Below are 24,465 nucleotides of genomic sequence, written 5' to 3' on the forward strand. Positions count from 1 at the left end.
AGGGCCCCTTTTATAAAGCGTCGTGGAAGATGATGCCCAGGGTGTGGCGCTGACCGGAGCGTACGCGACTGACACCGTGGCGCAGGGTGACACGGTAGGTGCCGCGCGTTCCCGATACCGGCCGGTGGTAAACGGCGAAGACGACGCCATCACCCTGGCGCAAGGGCACCACCTCCGCCCGGGATTGCTGGCGCGGCCGCTGTTCGGTGATCACGAACTCGCCACCCGTGAAGTCGCGCTCCGGTTCCGACAGCAGGACGGCGACCTGGAGGGGGAACACCCGCTCCCCATACAGGTCCTGGTGCAGGCAGTTGTAGTCACTCGGCCCATATCGCAGCAGCAGCGGGGTGGGCCGGACCTGCCCCGCCTCATGGCACGCCGCCAGGAAGTCGGCATGGCTGTCAGGGTAGCGCCCCACCTCCCCCAACCGCCGGGCCCACTGATTGGCCAGCGGCGCCAGCCGGGGATAGAGGGCCGTGCGCAGGGACTGTACCGTCGGCGGCAAGGGATAGGCCCAGTACTTGTACTCCCCCATGCCAAAGCCATGGCGGGCCATGACGACGCGGCTGCGGAAGCCCTGCTCCGCCGCGTACAGCGCGGCGAGGTCCCGACAGATGTCGGCGCTCAACAACGCCGGGAGTACAGCATTGCCGTACGTGTCCAAGTTTTGATGAAGGGCCGCCCAATCGTAAGTATCAATGCTAGCGATGCCATCATTGATGTCGGCTGCGGCGCCTGTCGCGATCATTCGCCCCGCTCCCGCGCCAGCAGGGTGCGCTTGCGATCCACGCCCCAGCGATAGCCCGAGATAGCGCCATCGGTACGCACCACGCGGTGGCAGGGGATGGCGATGGCGATGGCGTTGCTGGCGCAAGCCTGCGCCACCGCCCGCACAGCCTTGGGCGCGCCGATGCCGGCGGCCACCTGGGCATAGCTCACCGTCTGCCCCGCCGGGATGGCCCGCAGGGCCTGCCACACCCGCTGTTGAAAGGCGGTGCCGCGCACGTCCAGCGGCAGGTCCGCCCCCAGGCGTGGCGCCTCGACCAGGCCCACCACCCGGGCGACCAGGGCGTCGAAGGCGGGATCATCGCCGGTCAGCCGCGCACGGGGGAAACGGTCCTGAAGATCGCGCACCAGCGCGTCCGGATCGTCCCCCAAGGCGATGGCGCAGATCCCGCGCCCGCTGCACGCCACCAGCACGGCCCCCAAGCTGCACTGCGCCACAGCGAAGCGGATGTCGGTATTGGCACCGCCGGCGCGGTACTCGCCCGGCCGCATGCCCAGCAGTCCCTCCGCCGCCTCATAGAAGCGACTGCTGGCATTGAATCCGGCGTCATAGAGCGCGGTGGTGACGGTGGCGCCGGGTCGGGCCAGTTCCTCCCGCACCCGGCGGGCGCGATGCGCGACGGCATAGGCCTTGGGCGTCAGGCCGGTGATGGCCTTGAACACGCGATGAAAGTGATGGGGGCTGAACCCGGCCTCCGCCGCCAGGGCGTCCAGGCTGGGGGCATCCTCCGCCGCCTCGATGGCGCGGCAGGCCTGGGCCACCAACTGGGCCTGGCGCTGGGCCACGCTTTGCTGGTCCGGCTTGCAGCGCTTGCAGGGACGAAAGCCCGCCTGCTCCGCCAGGGCGGCGCTGTCATGGAAGGCGACGTTTTGCGGCTTGGCCTGACGGGAGGGACAGGAGGGGCGGCAATAGACGCCGGTGGTTTTCACCGAATAGACGAAGCGCCCATCCTGGCCGGCATCGCGGGCCAGGATGGCCTGCCAGCGGGGATCGGCCTCGACGGGCTGGGCGGCGCCGAGGGATGGAGGGGCAAGGGCATGCGCGGGGGATACGGTCAGGCGGGACATGGTCGTCATCCTGGGGTGGTGTCGTCTCTGCCCCTGATGTGCGCCCGAACGCCCCTGTCCGGCATCCCGGGTCTTGCGGTCAAATTCCGGGCGGCCAAATTCGGGGCGGCCCCACAGCGGCGCCCGTCATTGCATCCGGCTGTGCCCGGTCCATAGCGCCACGGCGGCCTCCGCGACCGGGGCGGCGTCTTCCGGATGGTTATACCGGTAGAGCACCAGGGCGGCCTCATACGCATGCTGGTCGGGGGCACCCGACGCCCGCATCTGGCGATAGGTCTTTTCAACGGCGGCGCGACAGCACATCGCTGGACAACTCCCCTTCAGGAATTTGACTTAACCCCCCAGGGGGGATAGGAGTCAAGGTATGACCCATACCACCACCCCCGACCTTCTGAACCGCCTCAAGCGCGCCCAGGGCCACTTCGGCAAAATCGTGCAGATGGTGGAGGAGGGGCGGGACGCCCTGACCATCGCCCAGCAGCTCCAGGCCGTCGCCCGCGCCATCGACAAGGCCAAGGTCGCCTTGGTGCTGCATCACATCGAACACCACCTGGAAGAGGCCACCGGCCCCCTGCCCAGTGACACCCGGGCCCGACTGTCGGAGATGGCGGAGATCACCAAATACCTTTGAGGCCGGCCGGGTATGGGAAATACCCCCGGTGGGATGATACTGCCACCCTGCTTGCGGGTGGAAAAAGTTAAACGTCGAATAGCTTGCTTTCCGCCCCGTACGTGTCCAATGTTTCTGGGCATTTTGGCGGGAGAGTAAGATGAGTGACGACTGGTGGGATGTGCCGGGGAACCCCTATGCCCCCGCCCCCGTGGCCCCCTCTCCCGTCGGGCCACCACCAGTGCCGGAGGCTCCCGGGGCCGCATCCCAAAATTCCGGACATGCGGATCACCGGCAGGACGGTGATCTGTGCGCACCGTACGCCGCAGCGGAGGGGCTGACCCTGGAAGCGGCCTCCGCCGCGCTGGTGCGATTGGATTGCGGACTGGCCGCCAGCAGCCCCGCCGTCGCCGCAGGCTGGACCAAGCGCATGGCCATTGAGGAGGCGGCCGCCTCCGCCCGGTTGAACGGCATCCTGGTCGATACCGCCGACCTGCGGCTGTTGGCCTGGGACAGTCTGGACCGGGCGCCCGATCCCGACCTCGCCCAGGCCCTTCCCCTGTACGACCTGGTTCGGCGCCTCACAGCACGCCATCCGCGACACCTGTACACCCCTCGCCGCCTGGCGGCGTTGGACCGTATCCGGAACAGCCGGTTCCAGGGCTTCTCCCTCTGGAGTGACGCGGAGGAAGATGTCGGGGCGGAACAGCGTTGGTCCGTGCTGCAGGCGGCCTTGGCGCCGGAAGCGCTGGCCCGTTTCCGCGCCGCCCCTGCCCTGGTCGGCGCCGCCACCTTCCTGGCCCATTGGCATGAGGTGGGGGCTGACCGGAGTGCTGGCGCCGCGCTGGGGCGCTTGCTGGCGGCGTGGTGGCCCGCCCGGCAGGGCCTGGTTCAGGGCCGTCGGGGAACCATCAGCCTGGCCATGGTCGAGGGTTCGGATACCTATGACGGGCCCACCCATCCCGCCTATGCGGGCGGGCCGGTACTGATGCCGTCCATCGGGTTCCTCGGTCATGCGATGGAATACAGGCCCGACCGTCGCGATGGCTGGGTCGGCGCCTATCTCAGGGCGGCAGAGCGCAGTTTGGACCGGGGTGAAGCCGTGTTGCGTCGATTGCGGGCGGCGGAGAGTGGATTGGCGGAGGCCCTGCGCCCCCGGCGGTCCACCTCGCGCGGGCCCCAGGTGGCGGCTTTCCTGCTGTCCCAACCCGTGGTGACATCCGGGCGCCTGGCCCAAGCCTTGGACATGAGTGGCACCGCCGCCCGTAGCCTGCTGGATGCCCTGCACAGGGATCGCCTGTTGATGGAGATTTCCGGACGGGACGCCTACCGCGCCTATATTGTGGAATGAACCCAGGGGCGCCAGCGCGGTTTTTCTGAAAAAACCTCGGTAACCGTTTCCTTGAGCCCCCCTTTGCCCAGGCCCAGGCCGGAAATGAAAAACCCCGCCACCAGGGCGGGGTCGTTCAAAGTTTTTTCAGAAAAACTGCGCTGCTGATAACGGGACGATCTCAGTCAGGAACATCCAAGCCACAGCGGCGCAAGGCATCCGGCAGTTGGGCAAAAAGGGCATCCAGCGCCTGGGGGGGAAGACCGGCGGCCAAGCGCAGGATGGGACGTCCCTCGTGCAGGGACAGGCGCACCAGCACCTGGCCGGTCCGCGACCGGATCACCCGCTCCCCGGCCATCTCCGGCTCCGCCGTCGGTTCGCCATGGGCCGCCACCATCAACGCCCGCAGCCGGGCACTGAAGCTCAGGCTGTCGTCCGCGCCCTTGCCGCTCAGCTCCGCGGCCACCTGTTCAACCCGGGTGGCCGCCTCATCGCTCTCCGCCATGAGGCGCGCCAGCTTGGCGCCGTCGCTGATCTTCAGCGGCCGGGGATCATCCAGGGCCGCGACGACCGTGGGCGGCAGTTCAGCGAACTTCAGCAGGTTGGACAGGTGCCCCTTGCTGAAATCCAGCCGCTCCATCAATTCCGCCCGGCTCATGAGGCCCGTGTCCAAAACGGTCTTCAGCTGCACCGCGCGCTCATAGGCGGAGATGTCGGCGCGGGCTTCGTTCTCCTGCACCATCTTGATCAGCAGGTCGCGGTCATCGGCCTGCATCACCCGGGCCACCACCTTGCGACCGAGCTGTCGGCAGGCTGCCGTCCGACGGTGCCCGGCAATGAGTTCATACCCCTGCCCGTCCGCCGCCGGCCGCACCAGCACCGGGGCCAATTGGCCATGGCGCAGGATGTCCTGCACCAGCGTGGCGAACGCGGCATCGGCGAAGGCGGCGACGTGCCGGTCCTGATACTGGGTGCTGTGGATGTCGGCCGGGTCCAGTTCCAGCAGCACCCGCCCACTGTCGCGCAGCGTCTCCAGCTCCTTGGCGCTGTCCTGGAACACGCTCTCGATCTGGTTGACGATCGGAATGGCCGAGCGTGGGGATGCCGGTCGCGCCGCCCGGGTGGCGGTCAGGTCGCCGATGGCGTTGTCCAGTTCGGCCATTCTGTCCTTGCGGCTCATCGCGTTCCCTCCCGCGCCGGCGTGCGCTTCCAGATGTCCCAGATCACGCGTTCGATCTCGGCGTTCACGTTGTTCAGATATTCCAGCCCCCGCTCATAGGTGCGGCGGTTCACATCGCTGGCTTCCAGTTCGTAATAGCTCTGCTTCAGGTTGCCGGCGCTATCCAACCCCGTGGTCAGGGCCATGCGGTTCTCCAGCAGCGTGTCAGCGAAGATGCTGCCCATCCACTTCACCAGTTGGCTCTGGTTCGTGTCAGCGGTCTGGTATTTGGAGACCAGCAGGCGCACGGCATCGAAGGTCTTCACCCGGCCCCCTTCGGCCTGCGCCAGGGTGGACAGCGTTTCATAGACCATGCGGAAGAACCGGCCGGCGGAGCTGAAGTCCAGCATGCTGGGCGGAATGGGGATCAGCAGGAAGTTCGCCGCCATGACGGCGTTGATCGACAGATAGCTGAGTGACGGTGGGCAGTCGCAGACGACGATGTCATAGTCCTGGTCGATGGTGGGCAGGGCGTCCGCCAGGATGCGCCAGAAACGCAGTTCCCGCTGGCGCATCTGCCGCACCGGCACCTCGAACTCCGTGGAATAAAGCCCCAGGTTCGCCGGGATGACGTCCAGCCCATCCCAATAGGTCTTCTGGATCAGCGGTCGCAGATCGTTGATCCGCTGGCTGTCATCCAGGGTGAACAGCCGATACAGCGTATCCAGCCGGTCGAACTGTTCATCCGGCACGAAGCCGAACAGCGACGTGGCGCTGGCCTGGCTGTCCAGGTCGACCATCAACACCCGATAGCCTTGCAGGGCCAGGTACTGCGCCAGATGGACGGAGTGAGTGGTCTTGGCCGCACCGCCCTTGAAATTGGCGACGGTGATGACCGACAGCTTCTCCCCCGCCTCCCGATCGCGGCCCACGCGATAACGCACGTCACCGGTCTGCTGGAACAGCTGGCGGCGAATCTGGTTCACCTCGGCCAGGGTGAAGCCGCGGCGGTTGTTGCCACCGATGACCGTGCCCTGGGGAAACTGCTCATTCTTCAGTAGGGCGCGCAGGTGGCTTTCCGAGATGCGGATCAGCCGGGCGGCTTCAGAGGTGGGGAACAGGCGCAGACTCTTGGCATGGCCGGGATAGGCCTGCACTTCGATGATCTTGCGCTGGATGGCGTCGCAGCCTTCCGAGTGGTCGAGGAAGATTTGCAGGGGATCGTCGCCGGCCGGGATGTTGCTATCGGCGGGCGCGCTGACATCGGTGGTCATTGGTGTATCCGAGGGGCTGCCAGAGATGGGCGGATAATGCCCAACCGCGATCCCGACGCCAACCGCGATCTTGAGGCAAATATGCGGATAACTGACGCATCATCGATTTTTTGCCTATTAGGCGGCAAAATTCGCTGATGGGATTTGAACAATTGGCCGAGCCCGTGTCGTCGGTAACTGTAACCTTGAAAGCCGGGCGATCGGGACTGGAAATCGCGACGATCTTTTCCTTGGCGGACCCCGATCTTCAAGGGAACGGATACCAATTTCCGATGCAGGGCGAAGGTGTTCAGAAATGGCGGATTTCCTAGGTTTTTGCGGAAATACCGCTGACGAGCGCGCATCGATCGCAAAACGAGCTGAAGGCGAACGCCCGCTCTGGAACCCGCCAAGCCTGATCCCGGTCCCGCCCGCGACGCCGTGGGAAAGCTGGCCTGTGGATAGTTTCCTTAAAAGGATTCAGGGTTAAACAGATATAGGGTTTAACTGTTACGGCCTCAAAAAACATAGGTTTTACAAGGGCTTAAACAGGGGTTTGGTAACCATTCCCACGACTCCCGGTATCTGAACCCTGGGGCCGCGGACTCCAAACCCTCGGGCCTTGGGTCACCGAACCCTTGGCGGAAGGTTGCTGAACCCTGGTGCCGGGAAAATCGGTATCCGAACCCTTGAGGGAAATTGGGGCGAGTCGCCCGGAGTCGGTTGCCGTAGCCTTGATCTTGGTTGCCGTTCCCTCAAACTGGGTTGCGGTTCCCTTGAGTTTGGGGACTCCGGCGGGGCGGTTTCGGACTCTGATACCGCGATCCGACTCACCCAGGCCCCGAGTCCGCCCGATTTACCGCCGCCGCGATGAGTTGGCCGAGTCCCCCGCCCGTCGATTCAAGGGATCGGTTACCCAAAGTCACGGGTTCGGATACTGATGCCTCCATCGACTCGGCGCCAACACCAGATTTTGGGGGTGGGCGTGCCAAAATCTCAAGGGATCGGCAACCGAATGCGCTTTTGCCGTTGGCGGCGATGAAGGGCCACGTTCATCATCCGAAGTCCGAACGCCCGATCCATGGTGGATGGGGCCTGCTTTGTGTGTGAAGGGTGGCGACAATGGCGGGGACGACGACAGGGACTGCGGACAGGATTTCCGCCCCGTCCATGGTGGAAGCCCCCATGGCTGGGGCCCAATTGGCCCTGGCGCTGGATAGCCCCCTGATCGGGAAGGTGAAGAACGACCGTTTGGTCATGGTCTTCAACTTCTTCGCCCTCAGCAAGGAGACGGTGACCGAGTTGCCGGTCTACGACGACGGGACCGTGCGTATCGAGGTCACCGGCACCAAACATGGCGTCGCCAACATCTGGGACAAGGAGGTGCTGATCTACCTCGTGTCCCTGATCCAGGACAAACTGAACCGGGGCGAACCGGTCAGCCCCCGCCTGACCTTCACCGGCCATGACTTCTTCCGCGTCGTGGGCATCCACGCCACCAACACCGCCTATCAGCGGTTGGAGGACGCGCTCAAGCGCCTGCAGTCGACCCAGGTCCTGACCAACCTGGAGACGGGGGGCGAGGGGGAGACGGGCGCCTTCTCCTGGGTGCTGGACTACCGCATCAACTACCGGCGGGACAAAGACGGCGGCAAGACCATGAAGTCGCTGACGGTGCAGCTGTGCGATTGGCTGTACCGCGCGGTGGTCAAGGACCGGAAGATCCTCACCTACCACCCCGACTATTTCAAACTGTCGCCCACGGAAAAGCGGCTGTACGAGATCGCGCGCGCCCATTGCGGCAACCAGGGCGCCTTCAAGATGAACATCGAGAAGCTGCGCCTGCGCGTCGGTGCCGAAAGCGACCTGAAGGTGTTCAAGGCCCGCCTGGTGGCTTTGGCCAAGAAGCGCCAGGCCCTGCCGGAATATGGCCTGACGGTGGTGGACCCCCGCCGCTGGGGCCGCGACCGCAACGCCCCGCCACCGCCCGGCCGCACGCCGCTGAAAAGCCACATGGTCTATTTCTTCCGCACCGACAGCCTGTCGGCCATGGCGCCCTTCGACCAGGCGCCGGAATTCCCCGACGCGCTGCCTGACATGATGATCGGCGACATGGACGGCTTGGCCGCCTGACGTCGTGGTAACGGTCGTCGTCCGGCCGCGACCGTTACCAATCTTGCAATCTCACGACAGACATGGTGCAAGTCCCCCAATCCTGGCTGCGGGGCCCGGGACAGACCTGTCGTGAGGATTCTCTCTATGCGTGATTTCCTGAAGGGGGCGCCCTTGAGCGCGCTGGCGGCGGCGGCTTTGGCCGGCCTCCTGCTGGCGCCCACGGTTGCGGGCGCCGATGAAGGCATGTGGACCTTCAACAATTTCCCCAGCGCCAAGGTGAAGCAGGCCTATGGCTTCAGCCCGGACCCGAAATGGCTGGAGCGGGTGCAGTTGGCCTCCGTCCGCCTGGCGCGCGGTTGCTCCGGCGCGTTCGTGTCGGCCAGCGGCCTGGTCCAGACCAACCACCACTGCGCCCGCGCCTGCATCCAGCAGGTGTCCACGGCCGAGCACAACCACATCAAGGACGGCTTCACCGCGGCCGAGCTGAAGGATGAGGCCAAGTGCCCGGACATGGAGGTCAACCAGCTGGTCCAGATCACCGATGTGACCCAGCGGGTGAACGCCGCCACCGCCGGCAAGGAAGGCGACGCCTTCTCCGCCGCGCTGAAGGAGGTGCAGGCCGCCATCCAGAAGGAATGCACCGGCGGCGCCGACGACACGCGCTGTGACGTGGTCGAGCTGTACCATGGCGGCGCGTACAACCTGTATAAGTACCACCGCTATCAGGATGTCCGCCTGGTGTTCGCGCCGGAAGAGGACATCGCCTTCTTCGGTGGCGATCCGGACAATTTCGAATTCCCGCGCTATGACCTGGACGTCTCCTACGTCCGTGTCTACGACAAGGACGGGAAGCCGCTGAACACCAAGGCCAACTATTTCCCCTACGCGTCCCATGACGCGAACGAGGGCGACCTGGTCTTCACCTCCGGCAACCCCGGCCGGACGGAGCGCCTGGACACCGTGGCCGAGCTGGAATACGACCGCGACCACGCCCTGCCCGACCGCCTGCTGTACCTGGCCGAACTGCGCGGCATCCTGCTGCAGTTCACCTCGCAGGGGGAAGAGAACGCCCGCATCGCCCGCACCAAGCTGTTCACGCTGGAGAACAGCTACAAGGCCCTGTACGGCGGCCTGCAGACCCTGGTTGACCCGGCGCTGATCGCCGCCAAGCGCAAGGACGAGGCGGAGCTGAAGGCCATCGTCGATGCCGACCCCGCGCTGAAGCAGCAGTATGGCGACCCCTGGGCCGCCATCGCCAAGTCGGTCGAGCATTTCGCCGTGGTGGCCACGCGCTACGACGTGCTGGAAGGGGGACGCAGCTTCACCCAGTCCGACATGTTCACCTTCGCCCGCAACCTGGTGCGCGCCGCGAGTGAACGGGCCCTGCCTGATGGCAAGCGCCTGCGCGAATACACCGACGCCAACTTCCCCTTCATCCGCCAGCGCCTGCTGTCCAACAGCCCGGTCTATCCGGAGCTGGAGCGGGTGCTGATGCGCATGCAGCTGGTCTACCTGCAGCGTCAGTTGGGCCCGGACGATCCGCTGGTGAAGAAGGTCTTCGGCAACCGCTCAGCGGAGCAGATCGCCGATGAACTGGTCAAGGGTTCCACCCTGGGTGACCCGGCGGAACGCAAGCGCCTGCTGGAGGGGGGCCAGGCCGCCCTCGACGCCTCGACTGACCCCATGATCAAGTTCGCCAAGCTGGTCGATGCCGATGCCCTGGCGGCCCGCCGGGATGTGGAGGCCAATGTGGCGGCCGTGCAGCAGAAGAACGCCGGCTATATCGCCCAGGCCATGTTCAAGGTTCACGGCACGTCCATCTACCCGGATGCCACCTTCAGCCCCCGCGTCTCTTATGGCGCGGTGAAGGGGTATGAGCAGAACGGCCAGCATGTCGCCCCCTTCACCACCATGGGCGGCACCTTTGAGCGCGCCACCGGCGCCTTGCCCTTCGCCCTGCCGGAAAGCTGGCTGAAGGCCAAGGGCGCCATCAACCCGTCGCAGAAATTCGATGCCGTCAGCACCAACGACATCATCGGCGGCAACTCCGGTTCCCCCGTCATCAACAAGGACGCGGAAATCGTGGGCCTTATCTTCGATGGCAACATCCAGTCGCTGGGTGGCGACTATGGCTACGACGGCTCGGTCAACCGCGCCGTCTGGGTCACGGTCGGCGCCTTGAAGGAGGCCTTGGCCAAGGTCTACCACGCCAACCGCCTGGCCAAGGAATTGGCCGGCCACTGAGTGAGCCCTGGTACGAAGGCCCGCGGAATGCATTTCGCGGGCCTTTTTCCATGCGCCGGGATCACGGTGGGTAAACCAAATGCCGCACCTGCCACGCCGTCAGGTAACGGCCATAATTCCGTATTATAGGGGAAAGGTGGTCCCGAGCGCCCCGGGGCCCTTTCCGGAAGTGGTCAGGGGCGGTTTTGGCGGACGCCTGATGCGTCGGGCCCGCCGCCTGAAAGAGGATGATCATGCAGCGCGTGTTCAAGGCACCGTTCCTGGTGATGATGTCGCTGGTGGTGGCCTTGCTGGCGCTGGCCGGCGGCAGCGCCCCGGCCGGGGCCCGCACCTTCGTCAGCGTGGGCATCGGCGTCGGCCCCTATTGGCGGCCCGCGGGCTATTACGGCCCTTATTGGCATGACCCGTATTGGCGCTGGCGCAACCCCTACTGGGCGCCCTATCCCGCGGTCTACGCCCCCTATTACGCCCCCCGCCCGTCTATGTGGCGCCCCCGCCGGTCGTGGTTCAGGCGCCTCCCCCGCCGCCGGTGGTGGTCGCCCCGCCTGTCCAGACGGTGGCGGCCAAGCCGGCCTATGACCAGTCCAATTGCCGCGAATACACCTCCACCATCACGGTGGCGGGACAGCCGACGCAGCAGGTGGGCACGGCCTGCCGGCAGCCGGATGGCTCCTGGCGCATCATGAACTGACCCCAGGGCGGGCCGCCGTTCCGGCCCGCCGCTGACCGATGGGCCGCTGATCGATGGAATGACGAAAGCCCCGGGCCGACGCCTGGGGCTTTTGCATAATCGTCCCCGGACTGTTTGCGTTTCCGTTACAAAATCCCGTCCCGTGCCGGGCCGCATTGGCGGTATGCTGACGCTTGTTCCACCCGGATCGGGAGGTCGGGGCGCAAGAACTGGGAACGGCATTCGAGGGACGGGATGATGCGTTTGGGGCTTCTGGCGGCCGCGCTGGGCGGTGGCCTGTTCATGGCGTTCGCCGCAGCCCGCGCCGACGAAGGCATGTGGACCTTCAACCATTTCCCCGCCGCCAAAATCCAGGAGACGTATGGTTTCGAACCCAGCCCGCAATGGCTGGACCATCTGCGCATGGCATCGCTGCGCCTTCCCCGGGGATGTTCCGCCGCCTTCGTTTCCCCCACCGGGTTGGTGCAGACCAACCACCACTGCGCCCGGGATTGCCTGCAGCAATTGTCCTCCGCCGCCCGCGACCTGGTCCAGGAGGGCTTTTACGCCGCCCGGCTGGAGGATGAGGTGAAATGCCCGGACGTGGAGGCCAACCAGTTGCTGGGCATCACCGACGTCACCCCCCAGGTGAGGGAGGCGGTGGCGGGGCGCGAGGGCATGGACTATGGCCGCGCCCTGCGGGAAGTGCTGGCCAAGCTGCAGCGTGACTGCGCCGGCGGGGATGAGGCCATCCGTTGCGACGTGGTGGAGCTGTACCGGGGCGGCGTCTACGACGTGTACAAGTATCGCCGTTACCAGGACGTGCGCCTGGTGTTCGCGCCGGAGGAGGACATCGCCTTCTTCGGTGGCGACCCGGACAATTTCGAATTTCCCCGCTACGACCTGGATGTCGCCTTCCTGCGTGTCTACGACGGCACCGGCGCGCCGCTGAACACCCAGGCCACCTATTTCGCCTACGCCCCCCGGGAGGCGCGGGAGGGTGACTTGGTCTTCACCTCCGGCAACCCCGGCACGACGGAGCGCCTGGATACGGTGGCGGAGTTGGAATACGACCGGGATGTCGTGCTGCCGGAGTCCCTGGTCTATCTGGCGGAGTTGCGCGGCCTGCTGCTGCAATTCTCGGCCGAGGGTGCGGAGCATGCCCGCGTGGCCTTCGCCAAGCTGTTCGCGGTGGAAAACGCCTATAAGGCGCGCCTGGGCCAGTTCCGCGCCCTGGTCAACCCCGGCCTGATCGACAGCCGCCGGCGCGCGGAGAACGACCTGCGGGCCAAGGTGGCGGCCGATCCCCAGTTCCAGCAGCGTTTCGGTGATCCCTGGACCGCCATCGCCCAGGCCGTGGCCCACTATCGCGCCGTCGCCGACCGCATGGAGGTGGTGGAGGAGGGGCGGGGGCCGCAGTCCGACCTGTTCGCCTATGCCCGTCTGTTGGTGCGCGCGGCGGAACAGCGCCAGCTGCCCGACATCAAGCGCTTCCAGGAGTTCACCGAGGCGGGCTTCCCCTTCACCCGCCAGCGCCTGCTGGCCAACACGCCCGTCTCCGCCGACCTGGAAAAGGTGCTGCTGCGCGCCTGGCTGGTGCAGTTGCGCCGGGTGCTGGGCCCCGACGATCCCCTGGTGCGCGATGTGTTGGGCGCGCAGACGGCCGATAGGATGGCCAGCGACCTGGTGGACCGCACCCGCCTGGCCGACCCCGCCGAGCGCAGGCGCCTGCTGTCTGGCGGGATCGAGGCCATCAAGAACAGCCGCGATCCCCTGATCCGTTTCGCCCAGGAGGTGGACAAGCAGGCGCTGGCCATCCGCCGGGATGTGGAAGTGAATGTCGAGGCGGTGGAGCGGCGCAACGCTGGCGTCATCGCCCAGGTCCTTTTCGCCGCCAAGGGAACCGACGCCTATCCGGATGCCACCTTCTCGCCGCGCATCTCCTACGGCATCGTCAAAGGCTATGAGGAGAACGGTCATCCCGTGCGCTACTACACCACCATGGGCGAGGCCTACGGCAGGGCCACGGGGGCCAAGCCCTTGGCCCTGCCCCCATCCTGGCTGCGCGCCCGGAGCGCGGTGGACCCGTTGCGCAAGCTGAACATGGTCAGCACCAACGACATCGTGCGCGGCAATTCCGGCTCGCCCGTCGTCAACACCGAGGGGCAACTCGTGGGGATCATCTTCGACGGCAACAGCCAGTCCCTGGGCGGCGACTTTGGCTTTGATGAGGCGACCAACCGCGCCGTCTGGGTGTCGGTCGGGGCGGTGAAGGAGGCGCTGGCCACCATCTATGGCACCACCCGCCTGAGCCGAGAGCTGGGCCTGTGACGGCGGCCATCGGCGGGCCCCGACGAATGACGTAAAGTTGCGCGGATTTGCGACTCGGGCGGGGAAAAACGCATTTGCCGCTTGTCGCATTCCAGATCTGCGCCATCCTCATTAGGCGCTGTTAAGTGTGATAAGCAATAACTTGCTTGCAAAAGATTTCCATGCCGCCGCGTTTCCGCGGCACCTTCCCCTCACCCTCCATTCCTTGACCGGCTCCGCCGGGCCAAGCCGCTCGCCCCTTGGAAAAGCCTGGTCGGGATAGCCCGGCCGGCCTCAACGATCAGGGACCAAAGGACCATCATGACCAGCACGCCCTCCGCCCTTCCGCCCAAGCGTTCCGTCCTGCCCCGTGTCATCGGCCTTGGTGTGCTGGCCGTCATCGTGGTCGGCGGCGTTGTCCTCTGGCTTGGTGGGCGCGGCAAGGAATCGACCGATGACGCCTTCACCGAGGGTCGGGTGGTGACGGTGGCGCCCAAGGTCTCCGGCCTGGTCGTCGAGCTGGCGGTGCAGGACAACCAGAAGGTCAAGGCGGGTGACCTGCTGTTCCGCATCGACCCCCGCGACTATCAGAACACCCGCGATCGCGACGCCGCGCAGCTGAAGCTGGCGCAGGCGCAGCTGGCGCAGGCCCAGACCAACCTGGAGATCGCCCAGGTCACCTATCCGGCGCAGCTGGACCAGGCCCGCGCCGCCCGCGCCCAGGCCGAGGCCACGCTGGTCCGGGCCAAGTCGGACCTGGCGCGCCAGACGGAAATCGACGTTCGCGCCACCACCAAGTCGCAAATCGACGCCGCCCAGGCGGCCTTCCGCACCGCCCAGGCGCAGTTGGCCGATGCCGATGCCAAGCTGCGCGCGGCTGAGCAGGCCCCGCGCAACATCGAGGTCGCCGCCAGCCAGGTGAAGCAGCTGGAGGCCCAGGTGGCTGCGGCGGAGGCGGAACTGGCCCAGGCTGAATTGAACCTGTCCTACACCACCATCGTGGCGCCCCAGGATGGCTGGGTGACCAAGCGCGCGGTGGAAAAGGGCAACTACCTGCAGGTCTCGCAGTCGGCCCTGACCCTGGTGACGCCGGAGGTGTGGGTGGTCGCCAACTTCAAGGAAAACCAGCTGAAGCACATGCGCGTGGGCCAGTCGGTGGATATCGAGCTGGACGCCTTCCCCGACCTCAAGCTGACGGGCGCCATCGACAGCTTCCAGATGGGCACCGGCTCGCGCTTCACCGCCTTCCCCACCGAGAACGCCACCGGCAACTTCGTGAAGATCGTCCAGCGCCTGCCGGTCAAGATCAAGGTGACCGGCGGCCTGCCCGCCGACCATCCGCTGCCGCTGGGGCTGTCGGCTGAACCCACCGTCCACCTGAACTAAGGGGCGGCCGGTGAGCGAAGGACTTCCCCCTCCCGAGGCTGATCACGGGGCGTCGACCTGGCGCCCCCGGCACAACCCTTATCTCGTCGCCATGGTGGTGACCGTCGCCACCTTCATGGAGGTGCTGGACACCACCATCATCAACGTGGCCCTGCCGCACATCGCCGGCAGCCTGTCGGTGGGCACGGATGAAAGCACCTGGACGCTGACCTCCTATCTGGTGGCCAACGGTATCGTGCTGCCCGTGTCCGGCTGGCTGGGCCGCATGATGGGGCGCAAGAACTACTTCCTGCTGTCCATCGTCATGTTCACGGTGTCGTCGCTGCTGTGCGGGCTGTCGACCTCGCTGCCGGAACTGATCGTCTTCCGCCTGTTCCAGGGCTTCTTCGGTGGCGGCCTGCAGCCCAACCAGCAATCCATCCTGCTGGACACGTTCGAGCCGTCGAAACGCGCCACCGCTTTCGGCGTCACCGCCGTCGCCATCATCGCCGCCCCCATCATGGGGCCGACGCTGGGCGGCTGGATCACGGACAATTTCAGCTGGCGCTGGGTGTTCCTGATCAATGTGCCGGTGGGCATCCTCGCCACCTTCGCCATCTCGGCGGTGGTGGAGGATCCGCCCTGGGCCAAGGCCGGTGCTGCCAAGGGCAAGCGCAACATCGACGTGATCGGCCTGTCGCTGATCGCCGCCGGCTTCGCCTGCCTGCAGATCGTGCTGGACCGGGGCGAGCAGGAGGACTGGTTCTCCAGCGGCTTCATCCAGGCCTTCGGCGTGGGCGCCGTGCTGGGCCTGGTGGGCGCCGTCGTCTGGCTGCTGGACCGGCCGGACCCCATCGTCAACCTGCGGGTCTGGAAGAACAAGGATTTCGCCATCGGCACCCTGTTCATCAGCATCATGGCCGCCACGCTGTACGGCAGCGCCGTGCTGATCCCGCAGTTGGCGCAATCGCAGCTGGGTTACACCGCCACCTGGGCCGGCATGATCCTGTCGCCCGGCGGCTTCATGATCCTGATCATGATCCCCATCATCACCCGGGTACTGCTGAAGAAGTTCCAGGCGCGGTTCATCGTGGCGGCCGGCTTTTTCCTGCTGGGGATCGCCATGTTCTATACGGCGACCATCTCACCGCAGGTGGACTTCCTGACGCTGATGAGCATGCGCATGGCGCAGACCTTCGGCACGGCGCTGTTGATGATCCCCATCAGCACGGTGGCCTTCGCCAGCGTTCCCCGCGAGATGAACGGCGACGCGGCCGCCCTCTATTCCATGGCGCGCAACCTGGGGGGCAGTATCGGCATCGCCTTGGTCACGGCCTACCTGACCCAACGGTCCCAGGTGCACCAGGCCTATCTGGCGGAGCATCTGACCGACCTCAGTGTGGGCTATCAGATGACCAAGCAGGCCTGGATGGATGGTTTGGCCAGCCAAGGGCTGACCCCGTCGCAACTGCAATCCTCGGCGCTGGGCGGCATGTACCGCACCCTGCTCCGCCAGTCGGCCATCCTGGGCTACGTCGATGTCTTCCGCATCTCCGGCGTCGTTGCCCTGTGCGTCGTGCCCCTGGCCTTTTTCATGAAATCCACCAGGGCGGCGCCCAAGGCCGCCGCCGCGGAGTGACCCCGATGTCCGCTACCACTCCCTTCGCCGCTTTCCCCCGCCGGGCCCGGCTGCTGGCCGCCACGGCCGCCTTGGCGCTGACCGCCGCCTGCACTCTGGGGCCCGATTACCAGCCGCCCAAGGCCGATGCGCCCGCGACCTGGAGCGCCACGACCACCCAGTCGGCGATGAAGATTCAGGCCAGCGCCGACCCCACGGTTCTGGCCCATTGGTGGACGGAATTCCACGATCCCACCCTGGACAAGCTGGTCGCCGACGTGGTTACCGGCAACCTGGACCTGAAGGTCGCGGAACAGCGCATCCTGTCCGCCCGGGCCCAGCGCCAGCAGGCGGCGGCCGCGCAGTACCCCAGCGTGAAGGGCGAGACGACGGCCATGCGCAATCGCCTGCCCCCGGGGGCGGTGGGGTCGCTGGGTGGCACCAGCAACATTTTCCTGGCGGGCTTCGACGCCTCGTGGGAGCTGGACCTGTTCGGCGGCACCCGGCGCAGCATCGAGGCCGCCGACGCCAACGTCGAGGCCGGTATCGAGAACCGCCGTTCCATGGTCATGTCCATGCTGGCGGAACTGGGGACCGATTACGCCGCGCTGCGCTCGCTTCAGGCGCGCACGGCCATCGCCAATGAGAATGTGCGCCTGTCGCAGGAAACCCGCGACCTGACCGCCGCCAAGTACAAGGTGGGCCTGGCGACGGAACTGCAGTTGGCCGAGGCCGACGGCCAGCTGGAACAGCAGAAGGCGGTGCTGCCGACGCTGGCGACGCAGGCGGCGCAGCGGGCCCACGCCATCGCCACCCTCACGGGCCGCACGCCGGCCGACGTGGACGGTCTGCTGACCACGGCTGGGCCGGAGGTGCCGCTGCCGCCGGCGCTGCCGGCCAGCCTGCCGTCCGAGGTGGTGCGCGCGCGTCCCGATATCCGCGCGGCGGAGCGCACCATGGCCGCCACCAACGCCGAGATCGGCGTGAAGGAGGCGGCGCGCTTCCCCAAGGTGTCGCTGGGCCTCATCGGCGGCTTCCTGAACCCGGACCTGGGCAAGCTGCTCCAGGGCGACAGCTTCGGCTGGAGCGTCGGCCCCACCGTCAGCGGCACCCTCTTCGATGGCGGGCGCCTGAAGGCCGGCGTCAAGGATGCCGAAGCCCAGGCGGAGCAGGCCCGGCTGACCTATCGCAAGACGGTGCTGACCGCCTTCCAGGAGGTGGAGGACGCCCTGGTCGCCTACACCAATGAACGCCAGCGGAACGAGACGCTGCACCGCGCCTTGGACGCGGCGCAGCGGGCCCAGGATCGCGCCCGGTCGCAGTACCGCGCCGGCCTGGCCGACTTCCTGAGCGTGCTGGACGCGGACCGCACCCTGGCGACGTCCAAGGACGCGGTGGCGCAGAGCGACTATGCCCTGGTGCAGCAGACCATCGCCCTTTACAAGGCGCTCGGCGGCGGTTGGCAGGCTGGTGAAACGGCGGCGGGTGAAACCGCCATCGCCGACACCGCCCCGGCCGGTTCCCGTGGGGGCGCCGGCAACCCGCCGGCGTGAGGCGGGCGCGGCGATGACGTGGGGTGGCAAGGCATGGTGACGGACTCCCCTGGTGAGGGACGCCCCACGGGACGCCCTGTGGGACGCCAGCGCAAGGCCGGCGATACCCGCCGGGCGGAAATCATCAAGGCCGCGCTGGAACTGCTGCACGAGGTGGGGCCCGCCGGCACCACGACCACGGCCATCGCCCGCCGCATCGGCATGGCCCAGGGCTCGCTGTTCCGCCATTTTCCGACCAAGCACGCGATGTGGGACGCGCTGCTGGACGACCTGTCCCAGCGCATCGCCCCCCCGGTGCAGGAAGCGCTGAACGGCGCCGGCAGTCCCATGACCCGCCTGCGCGCGGTCATGCACACCTGGCTGCGCCTGACGGAGAGCATCCCCGCCCTGTCGTCCCTGATCTTTATGCGCGGGGTGCTGGCCGACAGCCCGGACATGCGCCGCCTGCTGGTGGAACGCCTGCAACGGCCCCACCGCATCTATTGCACCCTGATACGCGAAGGCATCGCCGCGGGCGAGGTGTCGCCCGACACGGATGTGGAGCGCGTGGGCTGGATACTGTCGGGGTTGAAGCACGGGCTGGTGATGCGGTGGACCCTGTTGGATGGGACGCTGGACATGCACGCCGACCTGGACGTGATGCTGGACACCATTATCGCCGGCATCAGCAAGAGGTGAGGTCCCCCTCCGCCGCTGCTCCCGGGAAAGATCCGGCGGCCGCGTCATTTTTCCCGACAGGTTGACGCCTGTCTGCCCGTACCATCGGGCGGCCGGGTGCCGGTGGCGGTCCACTTCCGCCGTCCGCTGCCCCGCCAATCGGGCACGGGTCCAGTTCGTCCGTGACAGGGGGCTTCCGGTATGAAAAGAAGGGCGCCGGGTTCCCTTCCCATTCCGCGTTTCCGTCTGGCCTCCCTTCCTGGATAACGTCCCGCGATGCTGCGCCCCCGGTCGTTCCGCTTCCCGCTTTCATCCGCCCTGCTTTCGTCCGCGGCCCGGCCGGCCCTGCTGGCCTGCGCGATGGCTGGCGCGCTGACGGCCTGCACCGTGGGGCCCGACTATGAACGGCCCGAGACGCCGCAACCGACGGCGTATCGCGAGACGGTGACGGGCGATGCCGCGAAGGATGCGGCCCTGCGCAGCGAAATCGCCGCCGACTGGTGGAAGCGGTTCAATTCGCCGGAGCTGGACAGCCTGATCGCCCGCGTGGCGTCCAACAATTTCGACGTGCGCGCCGCCATGGCCCGCATCCGCCAGGCCGAGGGCACGGTGATCGAACAGCGCTCCGCCTTGTTCCCCACGGTGTCGGCCAGCGCCGGCCGCACCCGCAGCGAGACGGGCGGCGGCACCACCACCGTCAGCAACGGCAACTTCATCTCCCGCAACAACATCAGCAGCAATTATTCCGCCAAGCTGTCGGCCAGTTACGAGCTGGATTTCTGGGGCAAGAACCGTTCCGCCCTTGAATCGGCCAAGGCCAGTCTGAACTACAGCCGTTACGACAAGCAGACCGTGCTGATGACGGCCATCGCCTCGGTGGCCACCGATTATTTCCAGGCCTTGGCTTACAAGGACCGGCTGACCCTGGCCCGGCAGTCCCTGAAGGATGCGGAGGACGTGCTGCGCGGCATCCAGGCGCGCGCCCGCGCCGGCACCGCCACCGCCGTGGACGTCGCCAACCAGGTCAACGTGGTGGAGGCGGAGCGTGCCGCCATTCCGCAATATGAACAAAGCCTGGCGCAGCAGATCGATGCCCTGGCCATCCTGGTCGGCCTGCTGCCGGAACAGCTGAAGATCGAGGGCACCACCCTCAACGGCCTGGCGGAGCCCGAGGTGGCGCCCAATCTGCCCTCCACCCTGCTGGTTCGCCGTCCCGACGTCGCCTCGGCCGAGGCGCAGTTGATCGCGGCCAACGCCACCCTGCGCAATGTCATCGCGCAGCAATACCCCAGCCTCAGCCTGACCGGCAGCTATGGCTATCAGAACGAATCGCTGGGTGACCTGTTCAATCCGGCCAGCAAGCTGTGGTCCCTGGGAACGTCGCTGACCCAGACGGTGTTCGACGCCGGTAACCTCCAGGCCCAATCCGACGTGCAGCGCGCCAAGGTCGAGGAATTGGCGGCCGACTATCAGAAGGCCGTCGTCACCGCCTTCGCCGATGTCGAGGATGCGCTGGCGGGGGTGAAGTACACCCGCGACATCCGCGCCGCCCAGGAAAAGGCCACCGCCTCCGCCGATGAGGCGTTGCGCGGCACCACCGGCCAGTTCCAGCGGGGCACCGCCGACATGGTCAGCGTGCTGACGGCCCAGCGTACCCTGTTCAGCGCCCAGGACACCCTGGTGCAGAGCCGCCTGAATTACCTGACGTCCATCGTCACCCTGTACCGGGTGCTGGGCGGCGGCTGGTCGGTGGAACAGACGGAAGCCCAGGCCGACACCGCCCCGGTCAAGGCCGGTGGCTGAGGCACGGGCGGCCTTCCCGGCCGTCGTCCTGCCTGAGCGCCTCCTCTCCCTGGACGTGTTCCGGGGGCTGACTGTGGCCTTGATGCTGCTGGTCAACGATCCGGGAACCTGGTCCGATATCTATTGGCCGTTGCGCCATGCCAAATGGCACGGCTGGACGCCCACCGACCTGGTCTTCCCCTTCTTTCTGTTCATGGTGGGCATCACCACCCACCTGTCGCTGACCCGGCGGCGGGCGCAGGGGGAGGGGGACGGCGTCCTTGTGCGCCGGATCCTGCGCCGCGGGCTGATCCTGTTCGGCCTTGGCCTATTCATCGCCTGGTTTCCCGGTTACGCCGTGTCGGGGCACGGCCCGCTGGCCCACCGCGCGCTGGCGCAACTTCTGTCGTGGCGGATACCGGGTGTCTTGCAGCGCATCGCCCTCTGCCATGTCGCGGCCGGCCTGCTGTGCCTGCGGCTCGGCGTGCGGGGCCAAGGGGCGCTGGTCGTCGTGCTGCTGCTGGGCTATTGGGCGGTGATGACCGGCGTGCCGGTGCCGGGCACCGGGGCCACCGGCCTGGCGGCGCTGGCCCATCCCGGCGCCACCGTGGCGGCGGCGGTGGACCGGGCCTTGTTCGATTGGGGGCCCCTGGGCAATCACCTGTGGGCGGCCGCCCACACCTGGGATCCCGAGGGCGCCCTGTCCACCCTGCCGGCCATCGCCACCGCGCTGTTGGGTGTCCAGGCGAGTCGCTGGCTGGCCCGGCCCCTGCCGCTGCCGACGCGCATCCGGGGGCTCATCGTGGCGGGTGTGGCGGGCGTCCTGCTGGGGGAGGTTTGGGACCTGCTCTTCCCCATCAACAAGAACCTGTGGACCAGCTCTTTCGTGGCGCTGACCGCCGGCATGGCCTGCCTGTGCCTGGCGGCATTGCTTTGGGTGGTGGAGGTGCGGGGCTGGCGCCATTGGACCCGCCCCGCCCTGGTGTTTGGGCTGAACCCCATCCTGGCCTATGTTGGGTCCGAACTGCTGGCCATCGTCATCGGTGGTGTCATCACCCTGCCCTGGGACCACCGCATCGCCCCGCTGCAGGACGTGATCTACGAGGCGGTGTTCTATCCCTTGCTGCCGGAAAAGGCGGCATCCCTGGCCTACGCCATCCTGTTCGTCGCCCTTTGGTGGGCCCTCCTGGAGGCGCTGTACCGCCGCCGGATCTTCCTGAAGGTGTGAGGCGCATGCGCAAAACGGGGCTGGGTCTTACGGTGGCGCTCGCGTTATTGGCTGGCGGGACGCAAGCGGGAGAGCGCGTGGTGGTATCTGTCGATTCCCTGGGCCTGAAGCCAGGGGAGCGGATTGTCGCCTTTCACATCCATGTGGCCGGTGGGGGGATCCGCGCCCTGCCGCACCTGCCCATGGGCTGGTCCCTCAGCATCGATAACGACGCCTCCTGGCAAACCGGGATCGAAGGCGGAATTCAACTGGGATCCGCCGCCTTGGACCCGGCGGAGCTTCAGGATTTCCTGGTGGTGGAAACGTCAGGCTTACCCGACGGCGGCTTGCGCCTTTCGGGTGACTTGGTGGTCAGCGACGCGCCGGGCGAGACACAGCGCACCATCGCCCTGGATATGGCGGAACTCCGCCAGCGGAAAATTCGCTGACGACCCGACGGTGCTTCAGGCCGCCTTGTCCTCAAAACAAAGACTGAACAGGGCCCCGCCACCGTGGCGGTCGCGGGCGGCCAGACGGCCGCCGTGCTGGCGCATGATTTCCATGGCGATGGCCAAGCCCAGGCCTGAGCCGGTGATGCCGGCGCCGGCGGCGCCGCGGACGAAGGGCTCCGCCAGGGTCAGGGGGTCCTCGCCCTGCAATCCCGGGCCCCGGTCGGCGACGGACAGGATGGGGCCGGGACCCACCCGCACCTCCACCATTCCGCCGGCCGGGCCATAGGCGACGGCGTTTTCCACCAGGTTGCGCAACGCCTCCGCCACGGCGCCGGTGTTGCACACCAGGGGGAAGTCCTCCACCACCTCCAGCTCGATGGATTTTCCCAGGGACCGGATGAAGGGTGCCAGGGTCACCAGCTCGCCCGCCGTCAGCTCTCCCGCCATGACGCGGTCGGTGCGGGGCAGGGGGGTGCCGGACAGGCGCGACAGCGACAGCAACTGCGCCACTAGGCGCGACAGGCGGCGCACGTCCGCGCGCACGGCGGCCATGTCGGCCTCCCCGCTTTCCAGGCGCGCCTGCACCACGGCCAGGGGGGTGCGCAACTGGTGGGCGGCGTCGGCGATGAAGCGGCGGTGGTGGCGGAAGCTGCCCTCCAGCCGGGCCAGCGCCGTGTTGAACGCGTCCACCAGGGGCAGGACCTCGCTGGGCAGGTTCTTGCCGTCCAGGCGGTGGTCCAGCCGGTCCAGGCCAATGGCCGCCGCCTCCTCCGACACTTCCTGGATGGGGGTCAGGCTGCTGCGGATGGTCCACACGCCGATGGCGGCGGCGATCAGGGCCACCGGAATGCCGAACAGCAGGATGTCGCGGACGAATTCATCCAGCAGGCCGTTGATGATCTTCTGGTCGGCGGTGGGCGACTGCGCCACCGCCAGCGTCACGGTCCGGTCGCCCAGCTTGATGGGGGTGCCCAGGCCATAACGCTCCGGCTCCCCCGGCGGGCGGAAGAAATATTCGGTGTCCGTTTGGTTCAGCGCCTCGCGCAGGGTGCTGGCGGCGCGGGGCAGCGACTGGTTCAGCAGCCGCCCATGCTGGTCCCAGACGGCGTAGATGACGCCGTCCTCTTCCAGGGCGTAACGGTTGGCCAGATCCGGCGGCAGGCGGTCCAGCGACAGGCCGCCGTGATTGAAGGCGGCCATCAGTTCGTTGGCCTGGCCGCGCAACACCTTGCGCTGCACGACGCCGCCCGCCTCTTCCAGCCGCACGACCAGGGGCAGGATCGCCACGGCGACCGACGCCAGGAACAGCAGGCCCAGCCGCCAGGCCAGGCGGCCTTGCAGGGACCGGTGCCGCCAAATCTGCGCCAGGGTGGCGACCATCAGGAAGAGATCCGGGGCAAGGGGGGAAAGGGCGGGGAAGGGGACGGGCTCACGATGCGCTCATCATATAGCCCAGTCCCCGCATGGTGATAATGGCGGCCGTGGCCTCAGCCGCGACCAGCTTGCGGCGCAGGCGGGACACCAGCGCCTCCACGGCGTTGTCGGTCGCCTCGTTGCCGAAGCCGTACAGGGCGCTGTCGATGTGGGCCTTGGTCACCACCTGGTCCACCTTGCGCAGCAGCACCTCCAGCAGGGCCACTTCACGGGCGGTCAGGGCCAGGGGCGCGTCCGCCACGGCGGCGCAGCGGGCGGCGCTGTCGAAAGAGAGGTTCCCGCATTCCAGCACCACGCCGATCACGCCGCCCGGCCGGCGCAGCAAGGCCCGCAGCCGGGCCCCCAGCTCCCCCATGTCGAAGGGCTTCACCAGGTAATCATCGGCCCCGGCGTCCAGTCCCTCGATCCGGTCATCCAGGGTGGACCGCGCCGTCAGCATCAGGATGGGAATCTTGCGCCGGCCGCCGCGCAGTCGCCGCACCAGGCTGATGCCGTCACCATCCGGCAGGCGGCGGTCCAGCACCAGGGCATCGTAATCGGCGGTGGAGATATGGTCCTCGGCCTCGGCCAGGCTGCCGCAAGCATCGACGGTGAAGCCAATTCGCGACAGATGCTCGGCGGTCAGGGTCCGCAGGTCCCGTTCATCCTCAACCAACAGAAGCCGCATCGGCCAAGTTCCAACCCAAGTCCTCGGCACACCCACTATGGGCGGCAGATGTACCTATACGCGCTAGCGGCCGCGGCCTGTCGTTCCCCGGGGGATTTTCCCAGGCAGGGCGGGGTTGAGGACGCTGATATCCCCGTCAGCACGGCGTCAGCTTGACTGTGCCATCGTTGCCACGCGCTGATCAA

20 protein-coding genes are annotated in these 24,465 nt (G+C 67.2%); 13 read left to right on the forward strand and 7 right to left on the reverse strand.

Annotated features, from left to right (window positions below):
* Positions 1-10: 10 nt before the first annotated feature.
* From ULB03_RS19055 to ULB03_RS19065, 3 genes are all read right to left on the reverse strand, one after another.
* A complete protein-coding gene (locus ULB03_RS19055) occupies positions 11-628 on the reverse strand; it encodes a 2OG-Fe(II) oxygenase (protein WP_322484677.1) in 618 nt (205 codons plus the stop codon).
* Between the two features lie 116 nt (positions 629-744).
* Complete coding sequence (gene ada, locus ULB03_RS19060; RefSeq protein WP_322484678.1) at positions 745-1,854, reverse strand: bifunctional DNA-binding transcriptional regulator/O6-methylguanine-DNA methyltransferase Ada; 1,110 nt, start codon at positions 1,852-1,854, stop codon at positions 745-747.
* Between the two features lie 126 nt (positions 1,855-1,980).
* The gene (locus tag ULB03_RS19065; RefSeq protein ID WP_186455939.1) at positions 1,981-2,157 is read right to left on the reverse strand and encodes a hypothetical protein; all 177 of its coding nucleotides are present in this window, start codon (positions 2,155-2,157) and stop codon (positions 1,981-1,983) included.
* Positions 2,158-2,218: 61 nt separating this feature from the next.
* Here ULB03_RS19065 and ULB03_RS19070 point away from each other — a divergent pair, with 61 nt between their 5' ends.
* Together ULB03_RS19070 and ULB03_RS19075 are read left to right on the forward strand one after the other, a co-directional pair.
* Complete coding sequence (locus tag ULB03_RS19070; RefSeq protein ID WP_145734696.1) at positions 2,219-2,485, forward strand: metal-sensing transcriptional repressor; 267 nt, start codon at positions 2,219-2,221, stop codon at positions 2,483-2,485.
* Between the two features lie 139 nt (positions 2,486-2,624).
* Positions 2,625-3,815, forward strand: a complete 1,191-nt coding sequence (locus tag ULB03_RS19075; protein WP_322484679.1) for a hypothetical protein — start codon at positions 2,625-2,627, stop codon at positions 3,813-3,815.
* A gap of 160 nt (positions 3,816-3,975) precedes the next feature.
* Here the strand turns inward: ULB03_RS19075 and ULB03_RS19080 are convergent, their stop codons facing one another.
* Both ULB03_RS19080 and repA read right to left on the reverse strand, forming a co-directional pair.
* A complete protein-coding gene (locus ULB03_RS19080) occupies positions 3,976-4,974 on the reverse strand; it encodes a ParB/RepB/Spo0J family partition protein (RefSeq protein ID WP_322484680.1) in 999 nt (332 codons plus the stop codon).
* Positions 4,971-6,227, reverse strand: coding sequence for a plasmid partitioning protein RepA (gene repA, locus ULB03_RS19085; protein WP_322484681.1), 1,257 nt, complete (start codon positions 6,225-6,227; stop codon positions 4,971-4,973). Before repA ends, ULB03_RS19080 begins: the two co-directional genes overlap by 4 nt.
* Positions 6,228-7,391: 1,164 nt before the next feature.
* Between repA and ULB03_RS19090 the strand changes: the two genes are divergently transcribed.
* The 11 genes from ULB03_RS19090 to ULB03_RS19140 all read left to right on the forward strand — a co-directional run bounded on the left by ULB03_RS19090 (position 7,392) and on the right by ULB03_RS19140 (position 22,176).
* Positions 7,392-8,339 (forward strand): replication initiator protein A, encoded by a 948-nt coding sequence (locus tag ULB03_RS19090; RefSeq protein WP_145734700.1) that lies wholly within the window; start codon positions 7,392-7,394, stop codon positions 8,337-8,339.
* A 126-nt stretch (positions 8,340-8,465) separates the two neighbouring features.
* On the forward strand, positions 8,466-10,565 hold the full coding sequence (locus ULB03_RS19095; protein WP_322484682.1) for a S46 family peptidase: 2,100 nt from the start codon (positions 8,466-8,468) through the stop codon (positions 10,563-10,565).
* A 502-nt stretch (positions 10,566-11,067) separates the two neighbouring features.
* Positions 11,068-11,256 (forward strand): hypothetical protein, encoded by a 189-nt coding sequence (locus ULB03_RS19100; RefSeq protein WP_322484683.1) that lies wholly within the window; start codon positions 11,068-11,070, stop codon positions 11,254-11,256.
* 237 nt (positions 11,257-11,493) lie between these two features.
* Positions 11,494-13,566, forward strand: coding sequence for a S46 family peptidase (locus ULB03_RS19105; protein WP_322484684.1), 2,073 nt, complete (start codon positions 11,494-11,496; stop codon positions 13,564-13,566).
* A 300-nt stretch (positions 13,567-13,866) separates the two neighbouring features.
* Positions 13,867-14,931: an HlyD family secretion protein gene (locus ULB03_RS19110; protein ID WP_322484685.1), complete on the forward strand. Its 1,065-nt coding sequence runs from the start codon at positions 13,867-13,869 to the stop codon at positions 14,929-14,931.
* A 10-nt stretch (positions 14,932-14,941) separates the two neighbouring features.
* The gene (locus ULB03_RS19115; RefSeq protein WP_416211159.1) at positions 14,942-16,549 is read left to right on the forward strand and encodes a DHA2 family efflux MFS transporter permease subunit; all 1,608 of its coding nucleotides are present in this window, start codon (positions 14,942-14,944) and stop codon (positions 16,547-16,549) included.
* Positions 16,550-16,554: 5 nt separating this feature from the next.
* On the forward strand, positions 16,555-18,081 hold the full coding sequence (locus ULB03_RS19120) for an efflux transporter outer membrane subunit (RefSeq protein WP_322484686.1): 1,527 nt from the start codon (positions 16,555-16,557) through the stop codon (positions 18,079-18,081).
* A 33-nt stretch (positions 18,082-18,114) separates the two neighbouring features.
* Positions 18,115-18,759 carry a TetR/AcrR family transcriptional regulator gene (locus tag ULB03_RS19125; protein ID WP_322484687.1) on the forward strand — a complete coding sequence of 215 codons (645 nt, stop codon included), beginning with the start codon at positions 18,115-18,117 and terminating at the stop codon, positions 18,757-18,759.
* Positions 18,760-19,014: 255 nt separating this feature from the next.
* The gene (locus tag ULB03_RS19130; protein ID WP_322484688.1) at positions 19,015-20,541 is read left to right on the forward strand and encodes an efflux transporter outer membrane subunit; all 1,527 of its coding nucleotides are present in this window, start codon (positions 19,015-19,017) and stop codon (positions 20,539-20,541) included.
* Positions 20,534-21,748, forward strand: a complete 1,215-nt coding sequence (locus ULB03_RS19135) for an acyltransferase family protein (RefSeq protein WP_322484689.1) — start codon at positions 20,534-20,536, stop codon at positions 21,746-21,748. Before ULB03_RS19130 ends, ULB03_RS19135 begins: the two co-directional genes overlap by 8 nt.
* A gap of 80 nt (positions 21,749-21,828) precedes the next feature.
* On the forward strand, positions 21,829-22,176 hold the full coding sequence (locus tag ULB03_RS19140; RefSeq protein ID WP_322484690.1) for a hypothetical protein: 348 nt from the start codon (positions 21,829-21,831) through the stop codon (positions 22,174-22,176).
* 15 nt (positions 22,177-22,191) lie between these two features.
* Here the strand turns inward: ULB03_RS19140 and ULB03_RS19145 are convergent, their stop codons facing one another.
* Together ULB03_RS19145 and ULB03_RS19150 are read right to left on the reverse strand one after the other, a co-directional pair.
* On the reverse strand, positions 22,192-23,559 hold the full coding sequence (locus ULB03_RS19145) for a sensor histidine kinase (RefSeq protein WP_322484691.1): 1,368 nt from the start codon (positions 23,557-23,559) through the stop codon (positions 22,192-22,194).
* A 49-nt stretch (positions 23,560-23,608) separates the two neighbouring features.
* A complete protein-coding gene (locus tag ULB03_RS19150; protein WP_322484692.1) occupies positions 23,609-24,280 on the reverse strand; it encodes a response regulator transcription factor in 672 nt (223 codons plus the stop codon).
* Positions 24,281-24,465: the final 185 nt, after the last annotated feature.

Source organism: Nitrospirillum goiasense, assembly GCF_034427435.1.
In the GTDB taxonomy this organism is placed as follows: Bacteria; Pseudomonadota; Alphaproteobacteria; order Azospirillales; family Azospirillaceae; genus Nitrospirillum.

Bases quoted from the DNA above. Each gene is read 5' to 3' on its own strand.
- ada (WP_322484678.1), bottom strand. From the start codon at position 1,854: ATGTCCCGCCTGACCGTATCCCCCGCGCATGCCCTTGCCCCTCCATCC.
- ULB03_RS19065 (WP_186455939.1), bottom strand. From the start codon at position 2,157: ATGTGCTGTCGCGCCGCCGTTGAAAAGACCTATCGCCAGATGCGGGCG.
- ULB03_RS19070 (WP_145734696.1), top strand. From the start codon at position 2,219: ATGACCCATACCACCACCCCCGACCTTCTGAACCGCCTCAAGCGCGCC.
- ULB03_RS19075 (WP_322484679.1), top strand. From the start codon at position 2,625: ATGAGTGACGACTGGTGGGATGTGCCGGGGAACCCCTATGCCCCCGCC.
- ULB03_RS19080 (WP_322484680.1), bottom strand. From the start codon at position 4,974: ATGAGCCGCAAGGACAGAATGGCCGAACTGGACAACGCCATCGGCGAC.
- repA (WP_322484681.1), bottom strand. From the start codon at position 6,227: ATGACCACCGATGTCAGCGCGCCCGCCGATAGCAACATCCCGGCCGGC.
- ULB03_RS19090 (WP_145734700.1), top strand. From the start codon at position 7,392: ATGGCTGGGGCCCAATTGGCCCTGGCGCTGGATAGCCCCCTGATCGGG.
- ULB03_RS19095 (WP_322484682.1), top strand. From the start codon at position 8,466: ATGCGTGATTTCCTGAAGGGGGCGCCCTTGAGCGCGCTGGCGGCGGCG.
- ULB03_RS19105 (WP_322484684.1), top strand. From the start codon at position 11,494: ATGCGTTTGGGGCTTCTGGCGGCCGCGCTGGGCGGTGGCCTGTTCATG.
- ULB03_RS19110 (WP_322484685.1), top strand. From the start codon at position 13,867: ATGACCAGCACGCCCTCCGCCCTTCCGCCCAAGCGTTCCGTCCTGCCC.
- ULB03_RS19120 (WP_322484686.1), top strand. From the start codon at position 16,555: ATGTCCGCTACCACTCCCTTCGCCGCTTTCCCCCGCCGGGCCCGGCTG.
- ULB03_RS19125 (WP_322484687.1), top strand. From the start codon at position 18,115: ATGGTGACGGACTCCCCTGGTGAGGGACGCCCCACGGGACGCCCTGTG.
- ULB03_RS19130 (WP_322484688.1), top strand. From the start codon at position 19,015: ATGCTGCGCCCCCGGTCGTTCCGCTTCCCGCTTTCATCCGCCCTGCTT.
- ULB03_RS19145 (WP_322484691.1), bottom strand. From the start codon at position 23,559: ATGGTCGCCACCCTGGCGCAGATTTGGCGGCACCGGTCCCTGCAAGGC.
- ULB03_RS19150 (WP_322484692.1), bottom strand. From the start codon at position 24,280: ATGCGGCTTCTGTTGGTTGAGGATGAACGGGACCTGCGGACCCTGACC.